The organism is Rathayibacter sp. PhB151 (genome assembly GCF_004366415.1).
GTDB lineage: Bacteria > Actinomycetota > Actinomycetes > Actinomycetales > Microbacteriaceae > Rathayibacter > Rathayibacter festucae.
The window spans coordinates 1,433,193-1,454,459 of sequence record NZ_SOEN01000006.1 but is presented as its reverse complement, the minus strand read 5'-3'; the positions used below and the strand labels follow the sequence as shown (position 1 = coordinate 1,454,459).

Sequence of the window (21,267 nt, the reverse complement as noted above, 5' to 3'; positions counted from 1 at the left end):
TGATCGGGACCGTCACTCCCGGCGCGGTCGTGCAGCTGGAGACCATGCCCCCGGACAGCATCGACGCGACGAAGAACGGTCTCCCCGTCTCCGACACGGTCACCGCGACGGACGGGCACTTCACGCTCACCGCGAGACCGGATGCCCCCGGCGGCAGCACCCGCCTCGTCGCGACCTTCAAGGACCACACGATCGCCGAGCGCATCGTCCTGGACGGCGGACCGACCGTCCCGGCGCGGATCCCGGAGAGCGTCGAGGACTCACCCATCAGGGTCCTCCATGTCACGGCGACGAGCATCGAGGGCACAGTCCCGGCCGGTCAGAAGCTCCAGCTCCGCCTGGGCGAGGACCCCGCGCTGCCCTCGGCCGAGACCGACGCGACGGGCGCCTTCCGCATCGCCTTCGACCGGCCGCTGCCGAACCCGCAGACCATCACCCTCCGCAGCTGGCCCGCCGACAAGCCCTGGCAGGAGACCACCCGCACCGTCACCTGGATCGGACGCGACCAGTGATGTCGGCGCTCCTCAGAGCTTCGGCCAGCGCGCCCGGGCGAAGCAGAACGCGCCGTAGGCGATCAGCCCGACGGCGACGACGCCGAGCAGCACCACGCCGAACGGCAGCTCGGTCAGCGTCTTCAGCGCCTCGTCCAGGCCGCCCGCCTGCGCCGGGTCGTGCGTGACGGCGGCGATGATCACCAGGATCCCGAGCACGCCGAGCACGACGCCCTTCGCGACGTAGCCCGCGATGCCGAGACCGGTGACGACCCGGCCGGCCGTCCCGCCCGGCAGTGCGACGTTCTTGAGGAACTTCTTCGACGCGCCCCGGTAGACGAAGACGCCGCCGACCGCGAGGATCGCGAGCCCGGCGATCACGAGCAGCACCACCCCGCCGGGCGCGGCGAGGACCTGCGCGCTCGCGCTCTCGGACGTCTTGGACGAGTCGGAGCTGCCGCCCATCGCGAAGCGCAGGGTCGTGATGCCGAGTGCGAGGTAGACGACGGCCTTGGCCGCCTCCTTGAGCCGGCTGCCCCAGCGGGACGCGGCGCTGTCGCCGCCCGCCACCAGGAACGCCTCGAGCGCACCCCACAGCGCGAGTCCGAAGAGCCCGATCGCGCAGACCCAGAGCACGACCAGTCCGCCGGGCTGCGCGGCGAGCGAGCCGAGCGCGCCGGACTGGTCGGCCTCGCCCTGGCCGCCGGTCGCGATCTGCAGGGCGATGACGCCGATGAGGACGTGGACGAGGCCGTTCGCGGCGTAGCCCCCGCGGGCGAGCGTGCGCACCGCGGTCGAGTCCTGCGCGTCGTCCGCGGCGCGCTTGGCCTGGGTTCCTGAAGGAGTGTTCACGGTCCGGACGGTACGCGGTTCCGCCCCCGGCGTCGAACCGGGAGCCGGTTGCCCCCTTCCAGGGGCACGGGTTCACCGACCGGACACCTCGCGTTTCCACACCCTCTGCTCGGCCGGATCCGCTGCGGGACGGGCGATCCGCGGCGGCGGGCACCGGCGAGGACGCCCGTTCTCCACATCTCTCCACAGGTTTGTCCACAGCTGTGGAGATCTCTCGATCCTCGAGGGAGTCAGGCCGCCCCCGGTGCCGGACCGGCGAGATCGGCGTGGGCGGCGACCGTCTCGATGAAGGCGGCGACGAGCGGATCGGGGTCCGCCCGCGTGAAAGCGCGGACGGCCCGCGTGCGGGCGGGGTCCAGCGGCAGGACGACCCCGCGGAAGCCGCCGTCGAGGATGTTCCGCGGGACCAGTCCGAGCCCGACACCCGCCGCGGCGAACCGGGGGACGGCCGCGGTCTGCGGGGTGCGCAGCGCGACGCGCGGCGTGAAGCCCGCCTCGGCGGCGTAGCGGTCCAGCACTCCCGCGAGGCCGTGCTCGGGAGTGAAGTGCACCCACGGCTCGTCGGCCAGCGCGGCGAGGTCCACCGGCCCGCCATCGGCGAGCGGATGGCCGGCGCGGCCGACGACGACGAACTCCTCCCGCCCGATCGGGCGGGACGGGCCGGTCCACGCCCGCGGCATGGGAGCGATCGCGACGTCGCCGGCCCCCGCGCTCATGGCCGAGACCACCGCGTCGACCGACTGGTGCTCGAGGACGGTGACGCTCGCCCCCGGATGCTCCTGCAGCCAGATCTCGAGGACGCCGGGGAGCACGCCGAGCCCGATCGACGTGACCGTCACGACGTCGATCGTCCCCGTCCGCGCGGCCACGACGTCCGCCGCGGCCGCCAGGGCGCGCTGCGCGTCCGCGACGACGGCTCGGGCCGGCGCCAGCACGGCGCGGCCGAGCGGGGTGAGGGCGACCGCACGCGGGAGCCGGTCGAGCAGGCGTCCGCCGAGCTCGCGCTCGAGGGCGCGGATCTGCTGCGAGAGCCCGGGCTGGGTGACACCCAGCTCGTCCGCAGCCCCGGTGAAGGAGCCGGTTTCGACCACTCGGAGGAGGTACTCCCACTGCCGAACGGTCACCATAAGCCGAGGTTATCAGGAGCGGAGAGTAGAGTACTTTGACTTCTCCTCATCTCCGCGGCACGCTCTCCGCATGACCTCTCTCCTCGATCCGATCGCTCTCGGATCCCTGCCCCTGCCCCACCGTGTCGTGATGGCGCCGATGACCCGGTCGCGCTCCGCCCAGCCCGGGAACATCCCCCGGCGCCTCAACGCCGAGTACTACGCGCAGCGCGCGTCGGCAGCGCTGATCGTCTCGGAGGCGACCCAGATCTCGCCGTCCGGGCAGGGCTACAGCTTCACGCCGGGCCTGCACAGCGCCGATCAGATCGCAGGCTGGCGCCTCGTCACGGAGGCCGTCCACGCGGCAGGCGGGCGGATCTTCGCGCAGCTCTGGCACGTCGGGCGGATGTCGCACCGCTCCTTCCACGACGGCGCGGCGCCCGTCGCTCCGAGCGCCCTCGACTCCGGCGCGCGCGTGTGGGTCAGCGTCGACGGCGTCGGCACGATGGTCCCGACCAGCACACCGCGGGCGCTGACGACCGAGGAGGTCCGCGGCGTCGTCGAGGACTACCGCCGCGCGGCGGCCGCCGCCGTCGAGGCCGGCTTCGACGGCGTCGAGCTGCACGGCGCCAACGGCTACCTGATCGACCAGTTCCTGCGCACGACGTCGAACCACCGCACCGACGAGTACGGCGGCTCCCTCGACGGGCGCCTCCGCTTCGCCGTCGAGGTCGCGACCGCGGTCGCCGGGGAGATCGGCGCCGACCGGGTCGGCCTGCGCCTGTCACCGCAGATCACCGCCCGGGGGATGGACTGCCCCGGGATCGAGGAGACGGTCCTCGAGCTGGCCCGTCGCGTCGACCGGATCGGCCTGGTCTACCTGCACCTCGCCGAGGCCGACTGGGACGACGCCCCCGAGATCCCCGACGCCTTCCGCACCCGGCTGCGCGACGCCTTCTCCGGCCGGATCGTCGTCGCGGGCGGCTACACCCCGGAGCGCGCGGAGCGGATCCTCGCCGCCGGCCACGCCGACCTGGTCGCGTTCGGCCGGCCGTTCGTCGCGAATCCGGACCTCCCCGCCCGGATCGCGACCGGCGCGCCCCTCGCGGCTCTCGATCCGGACCTGCTCTACGGCGGGGACGCGCGGGGCTACACGGACTTCCCCTCCGCGGACCGACCGCTCGAGAGCGCCGCGACCCGGGGCGGAGCACTCTGATGCGCGCCGTCGCGATCACCCGGCACGGAGCACCCGAGGTGCTCACCGACGTCGAGCTCCCGGAGCCGTCTGCCACCGGCCACGATCTGCTCGTGCGGGTCCGCGCCGTGTCGATCAATCCGGTCGACACGAAGATCCGCGCCTCCGGCCGACGCGAGGCGTCGCCGAAGGTCCTCGGCTACGACGCCGTCGGCTCGGTCGAGGCGGTCGGCGCGGACGTCACGCTGTTCGCCCCGGGCGACGAGGTCTTCTACGCGGGCTCGATCACCCGGCCCGGCACGAACGCGGAGCTGCACCTGGTGGACGAGCGGATCGTCGGCCGGAAGCCCGCCCGGCTCTCCGACGCCGAGGCCGCCGCGCTGCCGCTCACCGCGATCACGGCCTGGGAGCTGCTCTTCCACCGGCTCGGCGTCGAGCGCGGCGGCGGCGGCGGCCGTCGCCTGCTGATCGCGGGCGCGTCCGGAGGTGTCGGCTCGATCCTGGTCCAGCTCGCCGCGCGCCTCACCGATCTCGAGGTGATCGCGACCGCCTCCACCCCCGAGTCGCAGCAGTGGGTGCGCGATCTCGGCGCCCACCGCGTGACCGACCACCGCGACCTCGCGCGGGAGCTGAAGCGCCTGGGACCCGTCGACCTCATCGCCTCGCTGACCGGGACGTCGGTCAACCTCCCCGCGTTCGTGGACGCGATCGCCCCGCAGGGCGCGATCGCCGTGATCGACGATCCGGCGGTCCTGGACGTCGTACCGCTCAAGCGGAAGTCGGTGTCGGTGCACTGGGAGCTGATGTTCACGCGCCCGATGTTCGCGACGGCGGACCTCTCCGCCCAGCACGACCTCCTGCAGGAGGTGTCCGGACTGCTGGACGAGGGGGTGCTGCGGACGACGCTCGCCCGCGAGCTGTCCCCTCTGAACGCGGCGACGCTCGCGGAGGCGCACCGCCTGGTCGAGGCCGGCGGACGCCCGGGCAAGGTCGTCGTCAGCGGCTGGCAGTGACGCGCCGGCGGCGCGATCACACGTCGATCGCGCGGACCAGCCCGTCCTGGACGCTGCCGAGCCAGTCGTAGACCGCGCGGATCGCCTGCCCGGTCTCGTCCTCGGGCTCGACGTCGTCGGTGTCGACGATGCCGAGGCGGGCGGCGAGGGCGAGGCGCATGTCGGTGAGCCCGCGGAGCCAGGAGAGCGCCTGCGGCGGCTCGAGCCGGACGGCGACCTCGCCGAGACCGGCGAAGACGCGGGCGTGGCCGGAGCCCTCGCCGGCGTCGAGCGCGGCGGTGATCGCGCGGGCGTCGTCCATCTTGCGGCCGGCCAGATCCGGGGCGGTGAAGCGGCGGAACTCGGCGGCGGCCTCCTCGTCGTCGCGGTAGGCGTCGGGCAGCAGGCGCGCGAGCGCGGGGTCGTTGCGGGCGTCCTCAGAGGTGCCGCGATCGAGGAGCTCGAGCATCTCGCCGGCCAGGTGGCGGAGGATCCCGGCCTCCTCGCGGTCGAAGCGGGCGACGGCGGCTCCGGAGGAGTCGCGGCGGAAGGAGCGCATCAGCGCCGGCCCCTCGTGCGTCGGCCGGTCATGCGTCGGCCGGTCGTGCGTCGGCCGGTCATGCGTCGGCCTTCTGCAGCGTCGCCCACAGGCCGTAGCCGTGCATCGCCTCCACGTGCCGCTCCATCTCCTCGCGGTTGCCGGTCGCGACCACGGCGCGCCCCTCCGTGTGCACCTGGAGCATGAGGCGCTCGGCCTCGGCGCGCCCGAAGCCGAAGTAGCTGCGGAACACGTAGGACACGTACGACATCAGGTTGACCGGGTCGTCCCAGACGAGCACGACCCAGGGCACCTCGGCAGCCGAGCGGGTCGCCAGCCGCTCGTCGGCGCGCTCGATCGTGTCCACCATCCCTCCAGCCTAGGTCGCGGTGGCGGGCGTCTCCCTGCCTGCGGCCTCGCTGGTCGAGCAGCCCTCTCCATGCTGGTCGAGTAGCCGCCTCCGGCGGCGTATCGAGACCCACGTCCTGCAGAACGGTGGATCTCGATACGCCCGCTCCGCGGGCTACTCGATCAGCATGCAGTGCCCGCTCCGCGGGCTACTCGATCAGCATGGTGCGCGCGATGCGCGCTCCTCTTCAGCGGGTCTCAGGCCGAGAGGCGCGGCAGCACCTCGCGGGCGAAGAAGTCGAGGTGGTCGAGGTCCTGGAGGTCCATGAACTGGAGGTAGACGCGCTCGGCGCCGGCCGCGCGCAGGGACTCGAGGCGGTCGACGGTCTCGTCGACGCCGCCGGCGACGCCGTGCTCGCGCAGCTCGGCGGGCTCGCGGCCGATCGCCGCGGCACGCCGGACGAACTCCGCCTCGTCCGCTCCGCCGACCGCGATCAGCGCGACCGAGTGCACGAGCGAGGACGGCTCGCGGCCGATCGCGGCGCACGCCTCGTCGACGCGCTCGAACGCGCCGGGGATCGCGTCGAACTCGGGGAAGGGCAGGTTGAACTCGCTGGCGAAGCGGGCCGCGAGCCGCGGGGTCCGCTTCGGTCCTCCTCCCCCGACGATCACCGGCAGCGGCAGGCGCGCGGGCTTGGGCAAGGCGGGCGAGTCGGTCAGCGTGTAGTGCTCACCCGCGAACGAGTAGCGCTCACCGACCGGCGTCGACCAGAGGCCGGTGACGATCTCGAGCTGCTCCTCGAGCAGGTCGAAGCGACGCGGCGGGAAGTCGATGCCGTACGCGGCGTGCTCCTCCTCGAACCAGCCGGTGCCGAGCCCGAGCTCGACGCGGCCGCCCGACATCGCGTCCACCTGGGCGACCTGGATCGCGAGGATCCCCGGCGGCCGGTAGGTGACGGAGGAGACGAGCGTGCCGAGCGCGATCCGCCCGGTCTCGCGCGCGAGGCCCGCGAGGGTCGTCCAGGCGTCGGTCGGGCCGGGGCCGGGGTCGCCGTCGCCCATCCGGAGATAGTGGTCGGAGCGGAAGAAGCCGTCGTAGCCGAGGGCTTCGGTCGCCTGCGCGACCGCGAGGAGATCCTCGTAGCTCGCGCCCTGCTGGGGTTCGGTGAAGACTCTGAACTGCACGGGTCCAGCCTCGCGCACGCCGGTCGCCGCGGTCGGGACCGACCCGCCCGCAGGGCCCCCGGGACCCTCGATCGGGGACCTTGCGCCACCGGGCGGCCGACCGCGCTCGCGACCGCACGTGTACCGTGGCAGGTTGCCGCCGACGAGAGGACCCCATGTCCGACAAGCCTTCCGCCCCGGACACCGCCGTCCCGCCCGCCGCCGCCACCGCGGTGAGACCGCCGCACGGCCTCGCCCGCTGGGTGTTCTGGCCCGCGGCGGTGATCACCCTGTCGATCGCCGCCTTCGCGATCATCGCGCCGGACGCCGCCACCAGCGTCTTCGCCTCCCTGCAGACCACGGTCGTCAACACCTTCAGCTGGTACTACGTGCTGATCGCCGCCGTCTTCGTCGCCTTCGCGATCTGGATGGGCGTCAGCCGCTTCGGCGACATCAAGCTGGGCGCCGACGACGACGAGCCCGAGTTCTCGCTGCTCTCCTGGATCTCGCTGCTCTTCGCGGCCGGGATGGGCATCGGCCTCGTCTTCTACGGCGTCGCGGAGCCGCTCACCCACTTCGCCACCCCGCGGCCCGGCGTCACCGGCACCGAGACGGAGCTCGCGCAGAGCGCCATCTCGCAGACCTATCTGCACTGGGGCGTGCACGCCTGGTCGATCTACGTCGTCGTCGGCCTCGCCCTCGCCTACGCGATCCACCGTCGCAAGCGCCCGGTGTCGATCCGCTGGGCGCTCGAGCCGCTGCTGGGCCGCCGCGTCCGCGGCGGCTGGGGCAACGCGATCGACGTGGTCGCGCTCGTCGGCACGATGTTCGGCGTCGCCACCTCGCTCGGCCTGGGCGTCACCCAGATCTCCGCGGGACTGGAGGCGAGCGGCATCGTCGACTCCTCGCTCACCGTGCAGATCATCGTGATCGCGGTCGTGACCGCCCTCACCGTGTTCTCGCTGGTCTCCGGTGTCGGCAAGGGCATGAAGTGGCTCTCGACCGGCAACCTGCTGCTCGCCGCCGCGCTGCTCGTGTTCGTGCTGGTCGCCGGCCCGACCCAGTTCCTGCTGCGCGAGTTCGTGCAGTCGCTCGGCAACTACCTGCAGAACTTCATCGGCCTCACCTTCACGGTCAGCGCCTACGCGGGCCAGGAGGGCGAGGCCTGGCAGGCGTCCTGGACGACGTTCTACTGGGGCTGGTGGATGTCGTGGGCGCCGTTCGTCGGCATCTTCATCGCCCGCGTCTCGAAGGGCCGGACCGTCCGCGAGTTCGTCGCGGGCGTGCTGCTGGTGCCGACCATCATGACCTTCCTCTGGTTCAGCGTGCTCGGCGGCACCGCGCTCTTCCGCGAGCTGTACGGCGACGGCGGGCTCGTCGGCGCCGACGGCTCGGTCAGCACCGATGCAGCGCTCTTCGAGATGCTCCAGGGCCTGCCCGCGGGCTCGGTGCTCACGGTCGGCGCGATCATCCTGATCGGCATCTTCTTCGTCACCTCCGCCGACTCCGGCGCCCTGGTGATGTCGATGATCGCCACCGGCGGCGACGCGGAGCCGCGCAACCGCATCCGCATCTTCTTCGCGCTCGCGACGGCGCTGCTCGCGCTGTCGCTGCTGATCGCGGGCGGCCTCGACGCGCTGCAGACGGCCGCGATCCTCTCGGCGCTGCCGTTCAGCGTGGTGATGATCCTGATGTGCGTCGCGACGGTGATCGCCTTCCGGAGGGAGATCCGCGCCTACGACAAGGCCCGTCGGGCCGCCTTCGTCGGCGACATCGGCTCGTTCTACGGCCTCGAGGTGGAGGAGCCGCTCGAGCGCGAGCCGGCGCACCCGCTGAAGCGGCTCGCGCAGCGCATCAAGCCGGGGTCGACCCCGCGGGAGTAGGCGCGCGATCAGGCTGGTCGAGGAGCCGCCGCAGGCGGCGTATCGAGACCCACGGTCACCAGCAGAGCGGAACTGCCGACTCCACTTCCGGCGGTGGCGGATCTCGATACGCCCGCTTCGCGGGCTACTCGATCAGCATGCAACCGCATCCGCCGGAGCATGCTGGTCGAGTAGCCGCCGCAGGCGGCGTATCGAGACCCGGCGACGTCCCTCGCGTCGTGCCCGGTCCGCGCAGCGGCGGGCTCACCGTACGATCGCCTCGCACGAGACCGACGTCCGCACCCGCGTCCTCAGGAGCACCCGCATGACCGATCCCCGCCCGCTGCTCTTCAACGCGTTCGTGATGAACACGCCCTCGCACATCCACCACGGCCAGTGGCGGCGGCCCGGGGCGCGGCCCGGCGCGTTCGAGGACCTGGGGCACTGGATCGAGGTCGCGAGGACGCTCGAGCGCGGGGTGTTCGATGCGATCTTCTTCGCGGACGTCGTCGGCACCTACGGGGCGGTCGGCGCCTCGCTCGAGGTGAACGCGCGCGAGGGACTACAGCTGCCGAACAACGACCCGTCGATCCTCCTCGCCGCCCTGATCGGCTCGACCGAGCACCTGGGACTGGCGATGACGAGCTCGATCCTGCAGGCGCACCCGTTCGAGTTCGCGCGGCGGATGTCGACGCTCGATCACCTCTCGAAGGGCCGGGTCGCCTGGAACATCGTCACCAGCTACCAGGAGAACGCTGCCCGCAACTTCGGCCTCGACCGCCTGATCGAGCACGACGACCGCTACGCGCAGGCCGAGGAGTACCTCGACGTCGTCTACAAGCTGTGGGAGGGGTCGTGGGACGACGACGCCTCGGTCCGCGACCAGGCCGGCGCGTACTCCCGCCCGGAGTCGGTGCACCGGATCGACCACGCCGGCGCGAGCTACCGGGTCGAGGGGCCGCACCTGTCGGCGCCGTCGCCGCAGCGCACGCCGTTCCTCTTCCAGGCCGGCTCCTCCCCCGCCGGGCGGGCCTTCGCGGCCCGGCACGCGGAGGCGCAGTTCGTCGGCGGCTCGACGACGGAGCAGACCCGCGAGCTGATCGCCTCGACGCGGGCGCTCACGGAGGCGGCGGGGCGCCGCGGCGACGACGTGCTGTTCTTCTCCCCGCTCTCGGTCGTGGTCGGCAGCACCGAGCGCGAGGCCCGGGAGCTCGAGGCCGAGCTCGACGCATATACGAGCGTCGACGCCCACCTGCTGCACGCGGGGCTCAGCGTCGACCAGGCCGACGGGAAGCCCTTCCCGCCCGAGACGAGGCTGCGCGACATCGTCACCAATGGGAATCGCAGCACACTCGAGTCGATGATCCGGCTGCTCCCCGACCGGGACGCGACCGTCGCGGACCTGGCGCGACTCACCGTCGGCCGGCACCAGCGCGTCGTCGGGACGCCCGAGCAGATCGCCGACCGGCTGTCGGAGCTGCGCGACGCGGGCGTCGACGGCATCAACCTCAACCACTGGTCGCTGCCCGACAGCTACGTCGAGTTCGTCGACGAGGTGATGCCGGTGCTGCGGGATCGGGGGCTGGCCCGCTCGGAGTACGCGCCCGGCGGGCTCCGCGAGCGGCTGACCGGAGCCGCGCGGCTCAACCCGCGGCACCCTGCGGCGCGCTACCGCGGGGCGTTCCGCGGTTGAAGAGGGTCTGCCGCCCCGTCACCGACCGCCCGAAGCGATGTCAGCCGTGGAGGGCGTGCACAACTAAGGCTGGAAGCCGCGGATCGGGCGTTTTCGGGCCGATCCGACCCTTCCAGCCTTAGTTGTGCACGCACCGGGTCGGAGCCCGGTCCGTCGCTCAGCTGGGCGAGGGGACGAAGGGGTGCTCCGGCGGGTCCTGGTCGTCGTCGAGGCGGGAGTCGGCGTCGAGGCGGGAGTCGGCGCCCTCGTCGGTCGCCTCTCCGGTCGCCCCGGTGTCGTCGACCTCGGCCGGGTCCTCCGGGGGGACCGGCAGGGAGTCGGCGGCGGGACGGGTGGTGTCGGTGACGTCCTCGGGGGCGTCGAAGCCGAAGCTGCTCATGGTGTCCTCTCCGCGGCGCACCGGGAGGCGGCGCCGCTGCGGGCAGCCTAGGTCGCGCCTCCGGGCCCGGTCACCTGCTTGACGGCGCCGCACCCGGCGAGCACCTCCGGCACGCGGAACCGACATGGGCACGCGGAATCGTGCGCTTCGCGCGAGCCGGACGTGATTCGGCGTGCCGAACATCCCGCCGGGGGGCGAGTGGACCCCTCCGGCACGCACGACGGACTCCGGCACGCCGGACCTCGCGATTCCGGCGAGCCGGACGATGTTTCACGAGCCGGAGGTCGGCGAGCGCGGACCGCAAGGGAGCGAGCGGAAGCATGCGGCCACTGCGACCGTCAGTGCACGTACTCCAGCAGGTCGACGCCCAGCGTGCGCATGCCGTCGAGCACCGCGAGGCGGTAGCGCAGGCTCGAGTCGTCGAACTGCGTGATGACGGCGTAGGCGACGCCGGCGCGAGGGCCGCGGAGCACGCCGACCTCGGCGCGGACGCCGACGTCGGTGCCGGTCCGGTTGACGAGCAGGACCCCGTGATCGGGCTGCCGGTGCGAGAGCGCGTCGAGGCCGAAGGCGGAGGCGACCATCGACAGGTCGCTGTTCAGCGAGAGCCAGCCGATGACGCGCGAGCTGACCGCGGGGTCGACGACCTCGCCGTTCGCGAGGGTCGCGAGCAGCCAGGTCAGCTCGCTGGCCGAGCCGATGGAGAGCTGCGGGGCGTCGTCCGGCCCGCGCTCGTCGCGGACGACGTCGAGCAGCGCGGTGCGCGAGAGGCCGAGCGCCTCGGCGCGCTCGCGGACGGCGTCGAGTCCGACCCGGCGGAGGAGGACGTTGGTGGCCAGGTTGTCGCTGGTCGCCCCGACGAGGGCGGCGAGATCCGCGATCGGCATCGACGGGATCTGCAGGTGCTGCCAGATCCCCGTGCCGGTGACGGCGTCGGCGGCGGTGCGGTCGACGAGGCGCAGGTTCTCCTGCGGATCGGTGGCGAGCCGCGCCGCGACCTCGACCAGGAGCACGATCGTGCCGACGGACGCCGTCGGCATCGAGACGGAGTCGTCGACCGCGAAGAGCGCGCGGCCGGTGCCGAGGTCGACCGCGCGCGCCGACACCACGACGCCGTCCAGGGCGAGCCGGCCGAGCGCGTCGAAGCCGCGCTGGAAGTCGTCGTGGTCGTAGTCGCCCTTGTGCCGGCCTCGGCGGGCGCGACGACTCTCGCGACGGGTCTCGTGGGCGGGGATCACCACGGCTGCGGCCTCTCTCCGGGTCGGTGGAACGGTCGGTGCGGAGGCGAGGAGCGGGGTCCACCGCGACGACGCGTCGGTGGACGGACGGCGCGGGAGGCATCGGTCGGCTCTCGATGCCCGCCGCTCGCCCGTGGTGCGGGACGGCAGTCGGCGGCGACTACCAGATGGCGACGCGCTCGCTCGGCGGGAGCCAGAGGGAGTCGCCTTCGGTGACGTCAAAAGTAGCGTAGAACTCGTCCAGGTTCCGGACGATCTGGTTGCAGCGGAACTCCGACGGCGAGTGCGGATCGATGGCGAGCAGGCGGATCGTCTCCTCGTCGCGCGCCTTCTGCTGCCAGGCCTGCGCCCAGGAGAGGAAGAAGCGCTGCGCGCCGGTCAGGCCGTCGATCACGGGCGACTCCTCGCCGTCGAGCGAGAGCAGGTAGGCCTTCCACGCGATGCCGAGGCCGCCGAGGTCGCCGATGTTCTCGCCGATGGTGAGCGCGCCGTTGACGTGGTGGCCGGGCGTCGTCGCGGGGGCGAGGGCGTCGTACTGCGCGATCAGCGCCTTCGTGCGCTCCTCGAACGCGGCACGGTCGTCCTCGGTCCACCAGTCGGTGAGGCGGCCGTCGCCGTCGAAGCGCGAGCCCTGGTCGTCGAAGCCGTGGCCGATCTCGTGGCCGATCACCGCGCCGATCGCTCCGTAGTTGGCCGCGGCGTCGCGCGACTCGTCGAAGAAGGGGAACTGCAGGATCGCGGCGGGGAAGACGATCTCGTTGAAGCCGGGGTTGTAGTACGCGTTGATGGTCTGCGGCGTCATGAACCACTCGTCGCGGTCGAGCGGCTTCCCGATCTTGCCGAGCTCCCGGTCGAACTCGAAGGCGGCGACGCGGCGGGCGTTGCCGACCAGGTCCGCCGGGTCGATCGAGAGGGCGGAGTAGTCGCGCCAGCGGACCGGGTAGCCGATCTTCGGCGTGAACTTCGCGAGCTTCTCGAGCGCGCGCTCGCGGGTGTCGGCGCCCATCCACTCGAGGTCCACGATCGAGCGGCGGTAGGCCTCGATCAGGTTCGCGACGAGGACGTCCATCGCGGCCTTCGCCGTCTCGGGGAAGTGGCGCTCGACGTAGATCCGGCCGACGGCCTCGCCGAGCGAGCCCTCTACGAGCGAGACGGCGCGCTTCCAGCGCTCGCGCTTCTGCGGTGTGCCGGTGAGGGTGCGGCCGTAGAAGTCGAAGTTGGCGTCGACGAAGTCGCTGGAGAGGTAGGCCGCGGCGCCGCGGATCACCTGCCAGGACAGCCAGTCGCGCCAGGCGGGGAGGCGGTCGTCGGTCAGCAGGCCGGCGAGCCCCTCGAGGAAGCTCGGCTGGCGCACGACGACCTCGGCGAGCGCCCCCTCCGGCGCGCCCATCGCGGTCAGCCAGACGTCGAGGTCGATGCCGGCGGCGAGTTCGGTGACCTCGGTCCAGGAGCGGAGGTTGTAGGTGGCCTGGCTGTCGCGGCTGCGCACCTTGTCCCAGTGCACGGCGGCGAGGTCGGTCTCGAGCGCGACGATGCGCTCGGCGCGCGACTCCGGCGAGTCGAGGCCGGCGAACCCGAGCATCCGGGCGACGAAGGGCAGGTACGCCTCGCGGACGGAGGCGAACTCCTCCTCGCGGTAGTAGCTCTCGTCGGGCAGGCCGAGGCCGCCCTGGTTGACGAAGACGAGGTACCGCTCGGGGTCGCCCGGGTCGTTGTCGACGAAGAGGCCGAAGAGGCCGGGGACGCCCGCGCGCTCGAAGGCGCCGACGGCCTGCAGCAGCCCGGCGATCGAGTCGACGCGCTGCACGGCCGCGAGGTCGTCGGCGAGCGGGGCGGCGCCGAGCTCCTCGGCGCGCTCCTCGTCGAGGAAGGAGGTGTAGAGGTCGCCGAACATCCGCGCCTCGGTGCCCTGCGGGGCGGACTGCGCTTCGACGATGATGTCGCGGACCGCCTTCTCCGCCTCCTCCTGGAGCACGTGGAAGGAGCCGTAGCGCGCCTTGTCGCTCGGGATCTCGGTGCGGTCGATCCACAGGCCGTTGACGTGGCGGTAGAGGTCGTCCTGCGGACGCGTCGCCGGGTCGAGTTCGGAGAGGTCGATACCGGAGCGAGGCGTCGTCGAGGTCATGGCGTCAAGCCTACGTCGGGGGTCGGACACCGCGGCCCGCGGGCGCGAGTCCGGCTCGCGGAACCGCCTCCGGCACGCGGGAACCGGCCGATTCATCGAGCCCGAGCCGATTCTGCGAGCCGGAGGTGCGTCGGCGATGCGTTAGAGCCCGACACATTCGCGCGCCCCCGGTAGTGTCGGCGCATAATCACCCGGGTGTCTCGACTACCGGGCGCGGCCCCCGACTCGTCGGGGGCCTGCTTCGTTCTCGGCCCTCCTCGCCGGGCCGCGCGTCGATGACGGAGGGCCGCCAGGGCCGTCCGTTCGCAACTTCCGACGCGTGGACACCTTGGCACGCCGAGTCCGGCCGATCGGACGCGCCGCAGCGGCTTCCGCCGGCCCGAGGTTCACCAGTCGCAGCTCCGGCACGCGGAACCGCCTCCGGCACGCGGGAACAGGCCGATCCGACGAGCCGGAGCGGATTCCGCATGCCGGAGGTGGACCAGTCAGAAGTCGGGCACGAGAGAACACCTCCGGCTCGCGAGAACCGGACGATCCGGCGAGCCGGCGCGGATTCTGCGAGCCGGAGGTCAGTCGGTGATCAGCCGGTGGGGCAGCCCCGGCAGGAGGCGGCGGCTCAGCCGGCGAGCTGCTCCTCGACGTAGGCGCGGATCGGGGTGGTCGGGCGGCCGATCAGGCGGGCGAGCGAGCCGTCGGTCTCGCCGAGGAGGCCGTCGGCGATGTTCGCGTCGAGGCCGACGACGAAGCCGACGCCGCCCTCGGGGACGCCGGCCTCGGTGAGGATGCGGGCGTGCTCGGCGGCGTCGACGTGCGTGATCGCGGCGTCGCGGCCGGCGACCTCGCCGACGAGGGCCGCGAGCTCGTCGAAGCTCCAGGTGGTGTCGCCGGAGAGCTCGTGCACCGAGCCGACCAGGGACGCGTCGAGCAGCGCGACGGCGGCCGCCTCGGCGTAGTCGGTGCGGGCGGCGCTGGAGACGCGGCCGTCGCCGGCGCTGGAGAGGGCGGTGCCGGTCGAGGCGAGCTCGGCGACGGTCTGCGCGTAGTTCTCGTTGTACCAGCCGTTGCGGAGGATCACGGCGGGGATGCCGGCGGCGGCGATCGCCTCCTCCGTCGCCTTGTGCTCGGGGGCCAGGATCAGCGGGCTGGTGGTCGCCTTCGGCGCGCTCGTGTAGACCAGGCGCGCGCCGGCACGGGCGGCGGCCTCGATCGCGGCGGTGTGCTGCGCGACGCGCTTGCCCACCTCCGAGCCGGAGACGAGCAGCACGGCCTCGGCGCCGGAGAAGGCGGCGTCGAGCGAGGCCGGGTCCTCGAAGTCGGCGACGGCGGTGCGGACGCCGAGGTCGGCGGCGAGCGCCTCGAGCTTGGCGGCGTCGCGGCCGGTGGCGACGATGTCGGAGGCGGCGGTGCCGCGGGCGAGCAGGTGCTCGACGGCGAGACGGCCGAGGTGGCCGGTGGCTCCGGTGACGACGAGGGTCATGAGGGTGGTCCTTCCGTTCGGGAGACGGCGGGTGGGGCGCCGTCGGAGAAGAGGAACCGGACGACGACGCCAGAACTTCCCGGAATGCAGTACCCACTATTTTGTTAGTACTCCTGTGACCATCATCCAGAGCCCCCTCCTCACCGGCGACGTCTACTCCGCCGACTGCCCGAGCCGCGAGGTCTTCGGCCACGTGACGAGCAAGTGGGGCGTGCTCGTGCTCGCCGCCCTGGCCGAGCGCGGCCTGCGCTGGGGCGAGCTGCGGCGGCGGATCGGCGGCATCAGCGAGAAGATGCTGGCGCAGACCCTCCGCACCCTCGAGGAGGACGGCTTCGTTCAGCGCGAGGCGCACCCCGTCATCCCGCCGCGGGTCGACTACGCGCTGACGCCGCTCGGGGCCGAGCTGGCCGAGCGGCTGCTGCCCGTGGTCGAGTGGATCGCGGACAACGTCGGCGCGGTGCTGGCGGCCCGGGGCGCCCGCCGGAGCGACGAAGGATAGCCTCACCTTCTTGTGAGAACGTTCACATTCCGTTCAGGGAGAGGCCGCCGCTGAGCGGGATCCCCGTCCCCTCGCACTGGTCCACTCGATCGCACTGCCTGCCGATCGAAGGACCTCGCATGACCGACACCGCCCGCCGCCCGCTCCTCCTCCCCATGGCGGGGCACGTGCGCGGCAAGCGCAGCCCCGTCACCTGCGCCCTCAAGTGCGCCAACGCGTGCTCGACCGCCGCCTGCAACACCTCGCACAACAGCTCGTTCCGCGACATCGTCGCCCGGCAGATCTCGCGCCGCAGCGCCCTCGGCCTGGGCCTCGCCGGCGCGGTCACCGTCGCCGTCGCCTCGGCCGGCGGCGCCCCCACCGCGGAGGCGGCCGTCGCCGGTGCCGCGGTCGGCGGCTCCCCGCTCGCCTTCACCCCGATCGCCCCGGTGCCGTACACGGTCGACGAGTTCACCGTCCCCGAGGGCTTCGCCTGGCAGCCGATCATCCGCTGGGGCGACCCGCTCTTCGCCGACAGCCCCGCGTTCGACATCCGGAACCAGACGGAGGCGGCCCAGGCCGCGCAGTTCGGCTACAACAACGACTACACCGACATCGTCGAGATCCCCGGCTCGAAGCGCCTGCGCGCGCTGCTGGTCGTGAACCACGAGTACACGAACGAGTCGATCATGTTCCCGGCCGCGCAGCTCGAGGCCGAGCCCGAGCGCGTCCGCGCCGTCGGCCGCGCCGCCCACGGCCTCAGCGTCGTCGAGCTGGTCCGCACCGCCGTCGACCGCCCCTGGGCCTACGTCCAGGGCGGCGAGCACAACCGCCGCTACCTGCTGGACACTCCGTACGAGGTCACCGGCGCCGCGGCCGGCTCGGCGCTGCTGAAGACCGCCGCCGACCCGACGGGACGCTCCGTCCTCGGCACGCTGGGCAACTGCTCCGGCGGCACCACGCCGTGGGGCACGATCCTCTCCGGCGAGGAGAACTTCAACGGCTACTTCCGCGCCACCGCGACCAGCGACGCCGAGAAGCGCTACGGCCTGACCGACGCCGAGACCGCCCGCCTGTGGGAGCTCGACGACCCGCGCTTCGACGCCCGCACGCCCGGCTACGAGAACGAGCCGAACCGCTTCGGCTGGATCGTCGAGTTCGACCCCTTCGAGCCGGAGTCGACCCCGAAGAAGCACACCGCGCTCGGCCGCCTCAAGCACGAGGGCGCGAACGTCATCGTCGCCCCGGACGGCCGCGTGGTCGCCTACCAGGGCGACGACGAGCGCTTCGACTACCTCTACAAGTTCGTCTCGAAGAAGCGCTACATCGAGGGCGACCGCGCGCACAACAAGACGCTGCTGGAGGAGGGCGACCTCTTCGTCGCGAGCTTCACCGGCGACTCCCCTGTCGCCGAGATCACCGGCACCGGTGCGGTCCCCTCGGACGGCGGCTTCGACGGCATCGGCTCCTGGCTGCCCCTGGTCCTCGACGGCGCGTCGATGATCGCCGGCATGAGCGTCGAGGAGGTGCTCGTGCACACCCGCATGGCCGCCGACATCGCCGGCGCGACGAAGATGGACCGCTGCGAGGACGTCCAGCCGAGCCTGGTCAGCGGCCGGATCTACGTGGCCTGCACCAACAACTCCAACCGCGGCACCGAGGGCAAGGAGGGGCCGACCGAGGTCAACCCGCGCACCGAGAACCGCGACGGCCACATCGTCGAGATCATCGAGGACGGCGGCGACCAGACCGGCCGCACCTTCACCTGGAACCTGCTGATGCTCTGCGGCGACGTCGCGCAGGGCGACACGGTCTACTTCTCCGGCTTCCCGGTCGACCAGGTCTCGCCGATCTCCTGCCCCGACAACCTCGCGTTCGACTCCGTCGGGAACCTCTGGATCTCGACCGACGGCGCCCCCAGCGGCATCGGCTACAACGACGGCCTCTTCAAGGTGGCACTCGAGGGCGCCGAGCGCGGGCGGGTGGAGCAGTTCCTCTCGGTCCCGCGCGATGCCGAGACCTGCGGCCCGATCGTGCACGACCAGGACCAGCACGTGTTCGTGGCCGTCCAGCACCCGGGCGAGGAGGGCACCTTCGAGGAGCCCAGCTCGTACTTCCCGGACTTCGCTGCCACCGGAGCCCTCGCGGCCGGTGCCGTCGCGGCGCCGCGCCCGACGATCGTGCAGATCCTGCCGGCGTCGCAGCTCGTCACGCCGACGCCCACGCCGACCGCGGGGCCGACCACGGCGCCGACGGCGACTCCGACGGCCGGACCGACCGCGGTTCCGACCGCGGGGCCGACGGCCGGACCGACCGCTGCGCCCACCGCCGGGCCGATCGCCGCGCCGACCGCTGTTCCGACCGTCGCGCCGACCGGCACGCCCGTCCCCCTGCCCGTGGGCGGCGGCACGACCGGCGGACTCGCCTCGACCGGTGTCGAGAGCGTCGGCCTCGTCGCCGGCGCCGCCGCCCTGCTGACCGCGGGTGCGGCCGCACTGGGTCTGGGTGCGCGCCGCCGCGCGGCCGGCACGGAGGCCGAGCCGGAGGCCTGATCGGGGACGCAGGTCCGTTGTGCAGGCGATCCGACGCTCGGCGGCGCACTCGACGCGGCGGCAGGGGCTTTCCGCGGCCGGTCGGCTGCACATCGGACGGACACCTGCACAACGGACTGACGCCTGCACAACGGACGGGCGCCTGCACAAAGGGGCCCGAGGGGTGCGCTAGGTTGAGCGCAATGTCGACCCTCCGGAGCCGCGAGTCAGCGGTCATCGTCGCTGTGCAGCGCTCGCCGCTGGCACCGCCTCTGCGCCCGATCGCCCGCTGGCTCAGCTTCTTCGGCGAGCACGCCGCGGGCTGGCTGCTGCTGGGCGTGGTCGGTGCGTTCGCCGATCCGTCCCGCTTCTGGGCGTGGGCGCTCTGCGACGTCGCGATCGTCGTGGCGCACGGGCTGTCGATCGTGATCAAGCGCGTCGTCCGGCGGCCGCGGCCCCTCGGCGAGGGCGTCGAGGTGCGGGGGACGGCGCCGAGCAAGCTCAGCTTCCCGAGCTCGCACGCGTCCTCGACCACCGCCGCGGCGATCGTGTTCGCCGTGATGCTGCCCGCGCTCTGGCCGCTCGCCGTCCTCGTCGTGCTGGTGATGCTGCTGTCGCGCCTCGTGCTCGGGATGCACTTCCCGACCGACGTGCTCGCGGGCGCGGCGCTCGGCACGCTCGCGGCGCTGGCCGCGCTGCCGTTCCTCCCGCTGCTCTCGTTCTAGCTTCCGGCGGGGAGTCTCAGGACCCGGCGTCGCTCGGCGGGTGGATCTCGATACGCCCGCTCCGCGGACTACTCGATCAGCATGAGTCGGACGCCCCCTGCATGCTGGTCGAGTAGCCCCGCAGGGGCGTATCGAGACCCGCCGTTCTCCGCGGCGGTGCCATCGCCCGGGCGGGCGGCCGGTCAGAGGAGACGGCGGGCCGAAGCCCAGGCGGTCAGCTCGTAGCGGGAGGAGAGCTGGAGCTTGCGGAGGACCGCGGAGACGTGGGACTCGACGGTCTTCACCGAGATGAAGAGCTCGGCGGCGGCCTCCTTGTAGGCGTAGCCGCGGGCGATGAGGCGCATCACCTCGCGCTCGCGAGCCGAGAGGCGGTCGAGCTCGTCGACGGACTCCGCCTGCTCGCCGCTGAGGGCGCCGAAGGCGTCGAGGACGAAGCCGGCCAGGCGCGGCGAGAAGACGGCGTCGCCGCCGGCCACCGCGAGGACCGCCCGGCTGACCTCGGCACCCGAGCTCGCCTTGGTGATGTAGCCGCGGGCGCCGGCGCGGATGACGCCGACCACGTCCTCCGCCGCGTCCGAGACGCTCAGCGCCAGGAAGCGGACAGCGTCGAGGTGCGCGGCGCTGCGGCGCAGGACCTCGGCGCCGCCGCCACCCGCGCCGCCGGGCAGGTGCACGTCGAGCAGCACGACATCCGGACGCTCGGCCGCGACCAGCGCGACGGCGGAGTCGACGTCGGCCGCCTCGCCCACGACGTCGAGCTCGGGGGCGAGATCGGCGCGCAGGCCGGAGCGGAAGATGGAGTGGTCGTCGACCAGCACGACGCGGGTCACCGCTCGGCCCCCGCCGGCAGGCGCAGGTGGACCTCGGTGCCCGAGCCGCCCGCTCCGGGCCGCACGGTCGCACTGCCGCCGGCGCGCGCCATCCGGCCGACGATCGACTCGCGGATGCCGAGGCGGTCGCCGGGGAGCGCGCCGAGGTCGACTCCGGGACCGCGGTCGCGCACGAAGACGTCGACCCCGGTGGCCGACGACTCGACGTAGACCGAGACCTCGCCGCCCGCGTGCCGGGCGGCGTTCAGCATCGCCTCGCGGGTCGCCGCGAGCACGGGGGCGGCGCCCGGCACCGAGGCCCCCACCGCGACGACCTCGAGCGTCGCCGGCCAATCGAGCTCGATCGCGGCGGCGATGGCGCGGATCTCGGCCGCCAGGTCGTTCGCGACCGGGACGTCCCGCTCGAAGAGCCAGTCGCGCAGCTCCCGCTCCTGCGCGCGGGCGATGCGGGCGACCTCACTCGAGGCACCCGCCCGGTTCTGGATCAGCGCGAGGGTCTGGAGCACCGAGTCGTGCAGGTGCGCGGCGATCTCGGCGCGCTGCTCCTCGCGCACCCGCGCCGCGCGCTCGCCCATCAGCTCGGTCCACAGCGTGACGATCCGGGGCGCGGCGAGCACGCCCGCGGCGACCAGGAGGACGCCGACGGCCAGCACCGCGTTGACCGCGCTCGGGCGGGCCGTGAGCACGGCGGCCCCGGCGACGACGAGCACGGCGCAGGCGGCGAGGCGGACCAGGGCGGAGGAGCGCGCCGAGCGGGACGGATCGCCGCGGTCGAGTCCGAGACTCCAGGCGACGGCGCCGCCGGAGAGCACCGCGACGGCGGCGAGCGCCCGGGTGACGTCGGCGTCGTCGCCCCCGCTCAGTGCGACCACGACCGAGAGCGTCGCGGCCCCGGCGACGCCGACGAGCAGCACGGCGACCGGGACGGCCCGCCGCACACCGCCGGTCTGCGCACCGGAGTCCGCGCCCGCGTCGCGCAGGGGCACCAGCGCCCAGAGCCACAGGTAGAGCAGCGCGCCGCCGCCGCCCAGCAGCGTCGCGACGATCATGAGGAAGCGCACCGTCCCCGGGCGCAGGCCCAGGTGCTCGGCGAGCGCCGCGCACACGCCGCCGAGGACCATCCGGCGCGGGCGGCGCAGCGGAGGCCGGGCCGAGGCGGGCCGACCCACGGACGATCGGCCCGGGGACGGCCGACGCCGCGGCGGATGCGCCGCGGTGCTCGGGAGGGTGGGTGTGCTCACCC

At 73.3% G+C, this 21,267-nt stretch carries 18 protein-coding genes and 1 pseudogene; 8 read left to right on the top strand and 11 right to left on the bottom strand.

The window, feature by feature from the left end; genetic code table 11:
- On the top strand, window positions 1–512 hold a 512-nt coding region (locus EDF35_RS20750), incomplete at its 5' end, for a hypothetical protein (RefSeq protein ID WP_166674035.1).
- A 12-nt stretch (window positions 513–524) separates the two neighbouring features.
- On the opposite strand, the gene EDF35_RS07375 is transcribed toward EDF35_RS20750, so the two are convergent.
- Window positions 525–1,343 carry a DUF1206 domain-containing protein gene (locus EDF35_RS07375; protein WP_208323025.1) on the bottom strand — a complete coding sequence of 273 codons (819 nt, stop codon included), beginning with the start codon at window positions 1,341–1,343 and terminating at the stop codon, window positions 525–527.
- Window positions 1,344–1,573: 230 nt separating this feature from the next.
- A complete protein-coding gene (locus EDF35_RS07370; RefSeq protein WP_133961431.1) occupies window positions 1,574–2,470 on the bottom strand; it encodes a LysR family transcriptional regulator in 897 nt (298 codons plus the stop codon).
- Window positions 2,471–2,540: 70 nt separating this feature from the next.
- Here EDF35_RS07370 and EDF35_RS07365 point away from each other — a divergent pair, with 70 nt between their 5' ends.
- Together EDF35_RS07365 and EDF35_RS07360 are read left to right on the top strand one after the other, a co-directional pair.
- A complete protein-coding gene (locus EDF35_RS07365; protein ID WP_133961429.1) occupies window positions 2,541–3,665 on the top strand; it encodes an alkene reductase in 1,125 nt (374 codons plus the stop codon).
- A complete protein-coding gene (locus EDF35_RS07360) occupies window positions 3,665–4,657 on the top strand; it encodes a zinc-binding alcohol dehydrogenase family protein (protein ID WP_133961427.1) in 993 nt (330 codons plus the stop codon). The genes EDF35_RS07365 and EDF35_RS07360 overlap by 1 nt, the downstream gene beginning before the upstream one ends.
- A 16-nt stretch (window positions 4,658–4,673) precedes the next feature.
- On the opposite strand, the gene EDF35_RS07355 is transcribed toward EDF35_RS07360, so the two are convergent.
- From EDF35_RS07355 to EDF35_RS07345, 3 genes are all read right to left on the bottom strand, one after another.
- The gene (locus EDF35_RS07355) at window positions 4,674–5,195 is read right to left on the bottom strand and encodes a DUF2017 domain-containing protein (protein WP_123734436.1); all 522 of its coding nucleotides are present in this window, start codon (window positions 5,193–5,195) and stop codon (window positions 4,674–4,676) included.
- Window positions 5,196–5,253: 58 nt separating this feature from the next.
- Window positions 5,254–5,544, bottom strand: a complete 291-nt coding sequence (gene clpS / locus EDF35_RS07350; RefSeq protein WP_123706048.1) for an ATP-dependent Clp protease adapter ClpS — start codon at window positions 5,542–5,544, stop codon at window positions 5,254–5,256.
- A gap of 236 nt (window positions 5,545–5,780) precedes the next feature.
- Window positions 5,781–6,707, bottom strand: coding sequence for an LLM class F420-dependent oxidoreductase (locus EDF35_RS07345; RefSeq protein WP_133961425.1), 927 nt, complete (start codon window positions 6,705–6,707; stop codon window positions 5,781–5,783).
- Window positions 6,708–6,862: 155 nt separating this feature from the next.
- Here EDF35_RS07345 and EDF35_RS07340 point away from each other — a divergent pair, with 155 nt between their 5' ends.
- Window positions 6,863–8,569 (top strand): BCCT family transporter, encoded by a 1,707-nt coding sequence (locus tag EDF35_RS07340; protein ID WP_133961423.1) that lies wholly within the window; start codon window positions 6,863–6,865, stop codon window positions 8,567–8,569.
- Between the two features lie 304 nt (window positions 8,570–8,873).
- Complete coding sequence (locus tag EDF35_RS07335) at window positions 8,874–10,241, top strand: NtaA/DmoA family FMN-dependent monooxygenase (protein WP_133961421.1); 1,368 nt, start codon at window positions 8,874–8,876, stop codon at window positions 10,239–10,241.
- A gap of 157 nt (window positions 10,242–10,398) precedes the next feature.
- Here the strand turns inward: EDF35_RS07335 and EDF35_RS07330 are convergent, their stop codons facing one another.
- The 4 genes from EDF35_RS07330 to EDF35_RS07315 form a co-directional block, all read right to left on the bottom strand.
- Complete coding sequence (locus EDF35_RS07330) at window positions 10,399–10,620, bottom strand: hypothetical protein (protein WP_133961419.1); 222 nt, start codon at window positions 10,618–10,620, stop codon at window positions 10,399–10,401.
- A gap of 338 nt (window positions 10,621–10,958) precedes the next feature.
- Complete coding sequence (locus tag EDF35_RS07325) at window positions 10,959–11,861, bottom strand: serine hydrolase (protein ID WP_123447174.1); 903 nt, start codon at window positions 11,859–11,861, stop codon at window positions 10,959–10,961.
- A gap of 157 nt (window positions 11,862–12,018) precedes the next feature.
- Window positions 12,019–13,983 (bottom strand): M13-type metalloendopeptidase, encoded by a 1,965-nt coding sequence (locus EDF35_RS07320; protein ID WP_133961417.1) that lies wholly within the window; start codon window positions 13,981–13,983, stop codon window positions 12,019–12,021.
- A 616-nt stretch (window positions 13,984–14,599) separates the two neighbouring features.
- Entirely contained in the window at window positions 14,600–15,460 is an 861-nt protein-coding gene (locus EDF35_RS07315) for an NmrA family NAD(P)-binding protein (RefSeq protein WP_133961415.1), read from the bottom strand.
- 115 nt (window positions 15,461–15,575) lie between these two features.
- Between EDF35_RS07315 and EDF35_RS07310 the strand changes: the two genes are divergently transcribed.
- The 3 genes and pseudogenes from EDF35_RS07310 to EDF35_RS07300 all read left to right on the top strand — a co-directional run bounded on the left by EDF35_RS07310 (window position 15,576) and on the right by EDF35_RS07300 (window position 19,194).
- On the top strand, window positions 15,576–15,959 hold the full coding sequence (locus tag EDF35_RS07310; protein ID WP_243839875.1) for a helix-turn-helix domain-containing protein: 384 nt from the start codon (window positions 15,576–15,578) through the stop codon (window positions 15,957–15,959).
- Between the two features lie 119 nt (window positions 15,960–16,078).
- Window positions 16,079–18,127 (top strand): annotated as a pseudogene (locus EDF35_RS07305) (PhoX family phosphatase); the annotation flags it as partial.
- A 545-nt stretch (window positions 18,128–18,672) separates the two neighbouring features.
- Window positions 18,673–19,194, top strand: a complete 522-nt coding sequence (locus EDF35_RS07300) for a phosphatase PAP2 family protein (RefSeq protein ID WP_123706057.1) — start codon at window positions 18,673–18,675, stop codon at window positions 19,192–19,194.
- A 182-nt stretch (window positions 19,195–19,376) separates the two neighbouring features.
- Here the strand turns inward: EDF35_RS07300 and EDF35_RS07295 are convergent, their stop codons facing one another.
- A complete protein-coding gene (locus EDF35_RS07295; RefSeq protein WP_123447181.1) occupies window positions 19,377–20,024 on the bottom strand; it encodes a response regulator transcription factor in 648 nt (215 codons plus the stop codon).
- Complete coding sequence (locus EDF35_RS07290) at window positions 20,021–21,265, bottom strand: ATP-binding protein (protein ID WP_243839874.1); 1,245 nt, start codon at window positions 21,263–21,265, stop codon at window positions 20,021–20,023. Before EDF35_RS07290 ends, EDF35_RS07295 begins: the two co-directional genes overlap by 4 nt.
- Window positions 21,266–21,267: the final 2 nt, after the last annotated feature.

Coding starts and splice junctions, on each gene's coding strand:
- EDF35_RS07370 (WP_133961431.1), bottom strand. CDS start 2,470: ATGGTGACCGTTCGGCAGTGGGAGTACCTCCTCCGAGTGGTCGAAACC.
- EDF35_RS07365 (WP_133961429.1), top strand. CDS start 2,541: ATGACCTCTCTCCTCGATCCGATCGCTCTCGGATCCCTGCCCCTGCCC.
- EDF35_RS07360 (WP_133961427.1), top strand. CDS start 3,665: ATGCGCGCCGTCGCGATCACCCGGCACGGAGCACCCGAGGTGCTCACC.
- EDF35_RS07355 (WP_123734436.1), bottom strand. CDS start 5,195: ATGCGCTCCTTCCGCCGCGACTCCTCCGGAGCCGCCGTCGCCCGCTTC.
- clpS (WP_123706048.1), bottom strand. CDS start 5,544: ATGGTGGACACGATCGAGCGCGCCGACGAGCGGCTGGCGACCCGCTCG.
- EDF35_RS07340 (WP_133961423.1), top strand. CDS start 6,863: ATGTCCGACAAGCCTTCCGCCCCGGACACCGCCGTCCCGCCCGCCGCC.
- EDF35_RS07335 (WP_133961421.1), top strand. CDS start 8,874: ATGACCGATCCCCGCCCGCTGCTCTTCAACGCGTTCGTGATGAACACG.
- EDF35_RS07330 (WP_133961419.1), bottom strand. CDS start 10,620: ATGAGCAGCTTCGGCTTCGACGCCCCCGAGGACGTCACCGACACCACC.
- EDF35_RS07320 (WP_133961417.1), bottom strand. CDS start 13,983: ATGACCTCGACGACGCCTCGCTCCGGTATCGACCTCTCCGAACTCGAC.
- EDF35_RS07315 (WP_133961415.1), bottom strand. CDS start 15,460: ATGACCCTCGTCGTCACCGGAGCCACCGGCCACCTCGGCCGTCTCGCC.
- EDF35_RS07300 (WP_123706057.1), top strand. CDS start 18,673: ATGTCGACCCTCCGGAGCCGCGAGTCAGCGGTCATCGTCGCTGTGCAG.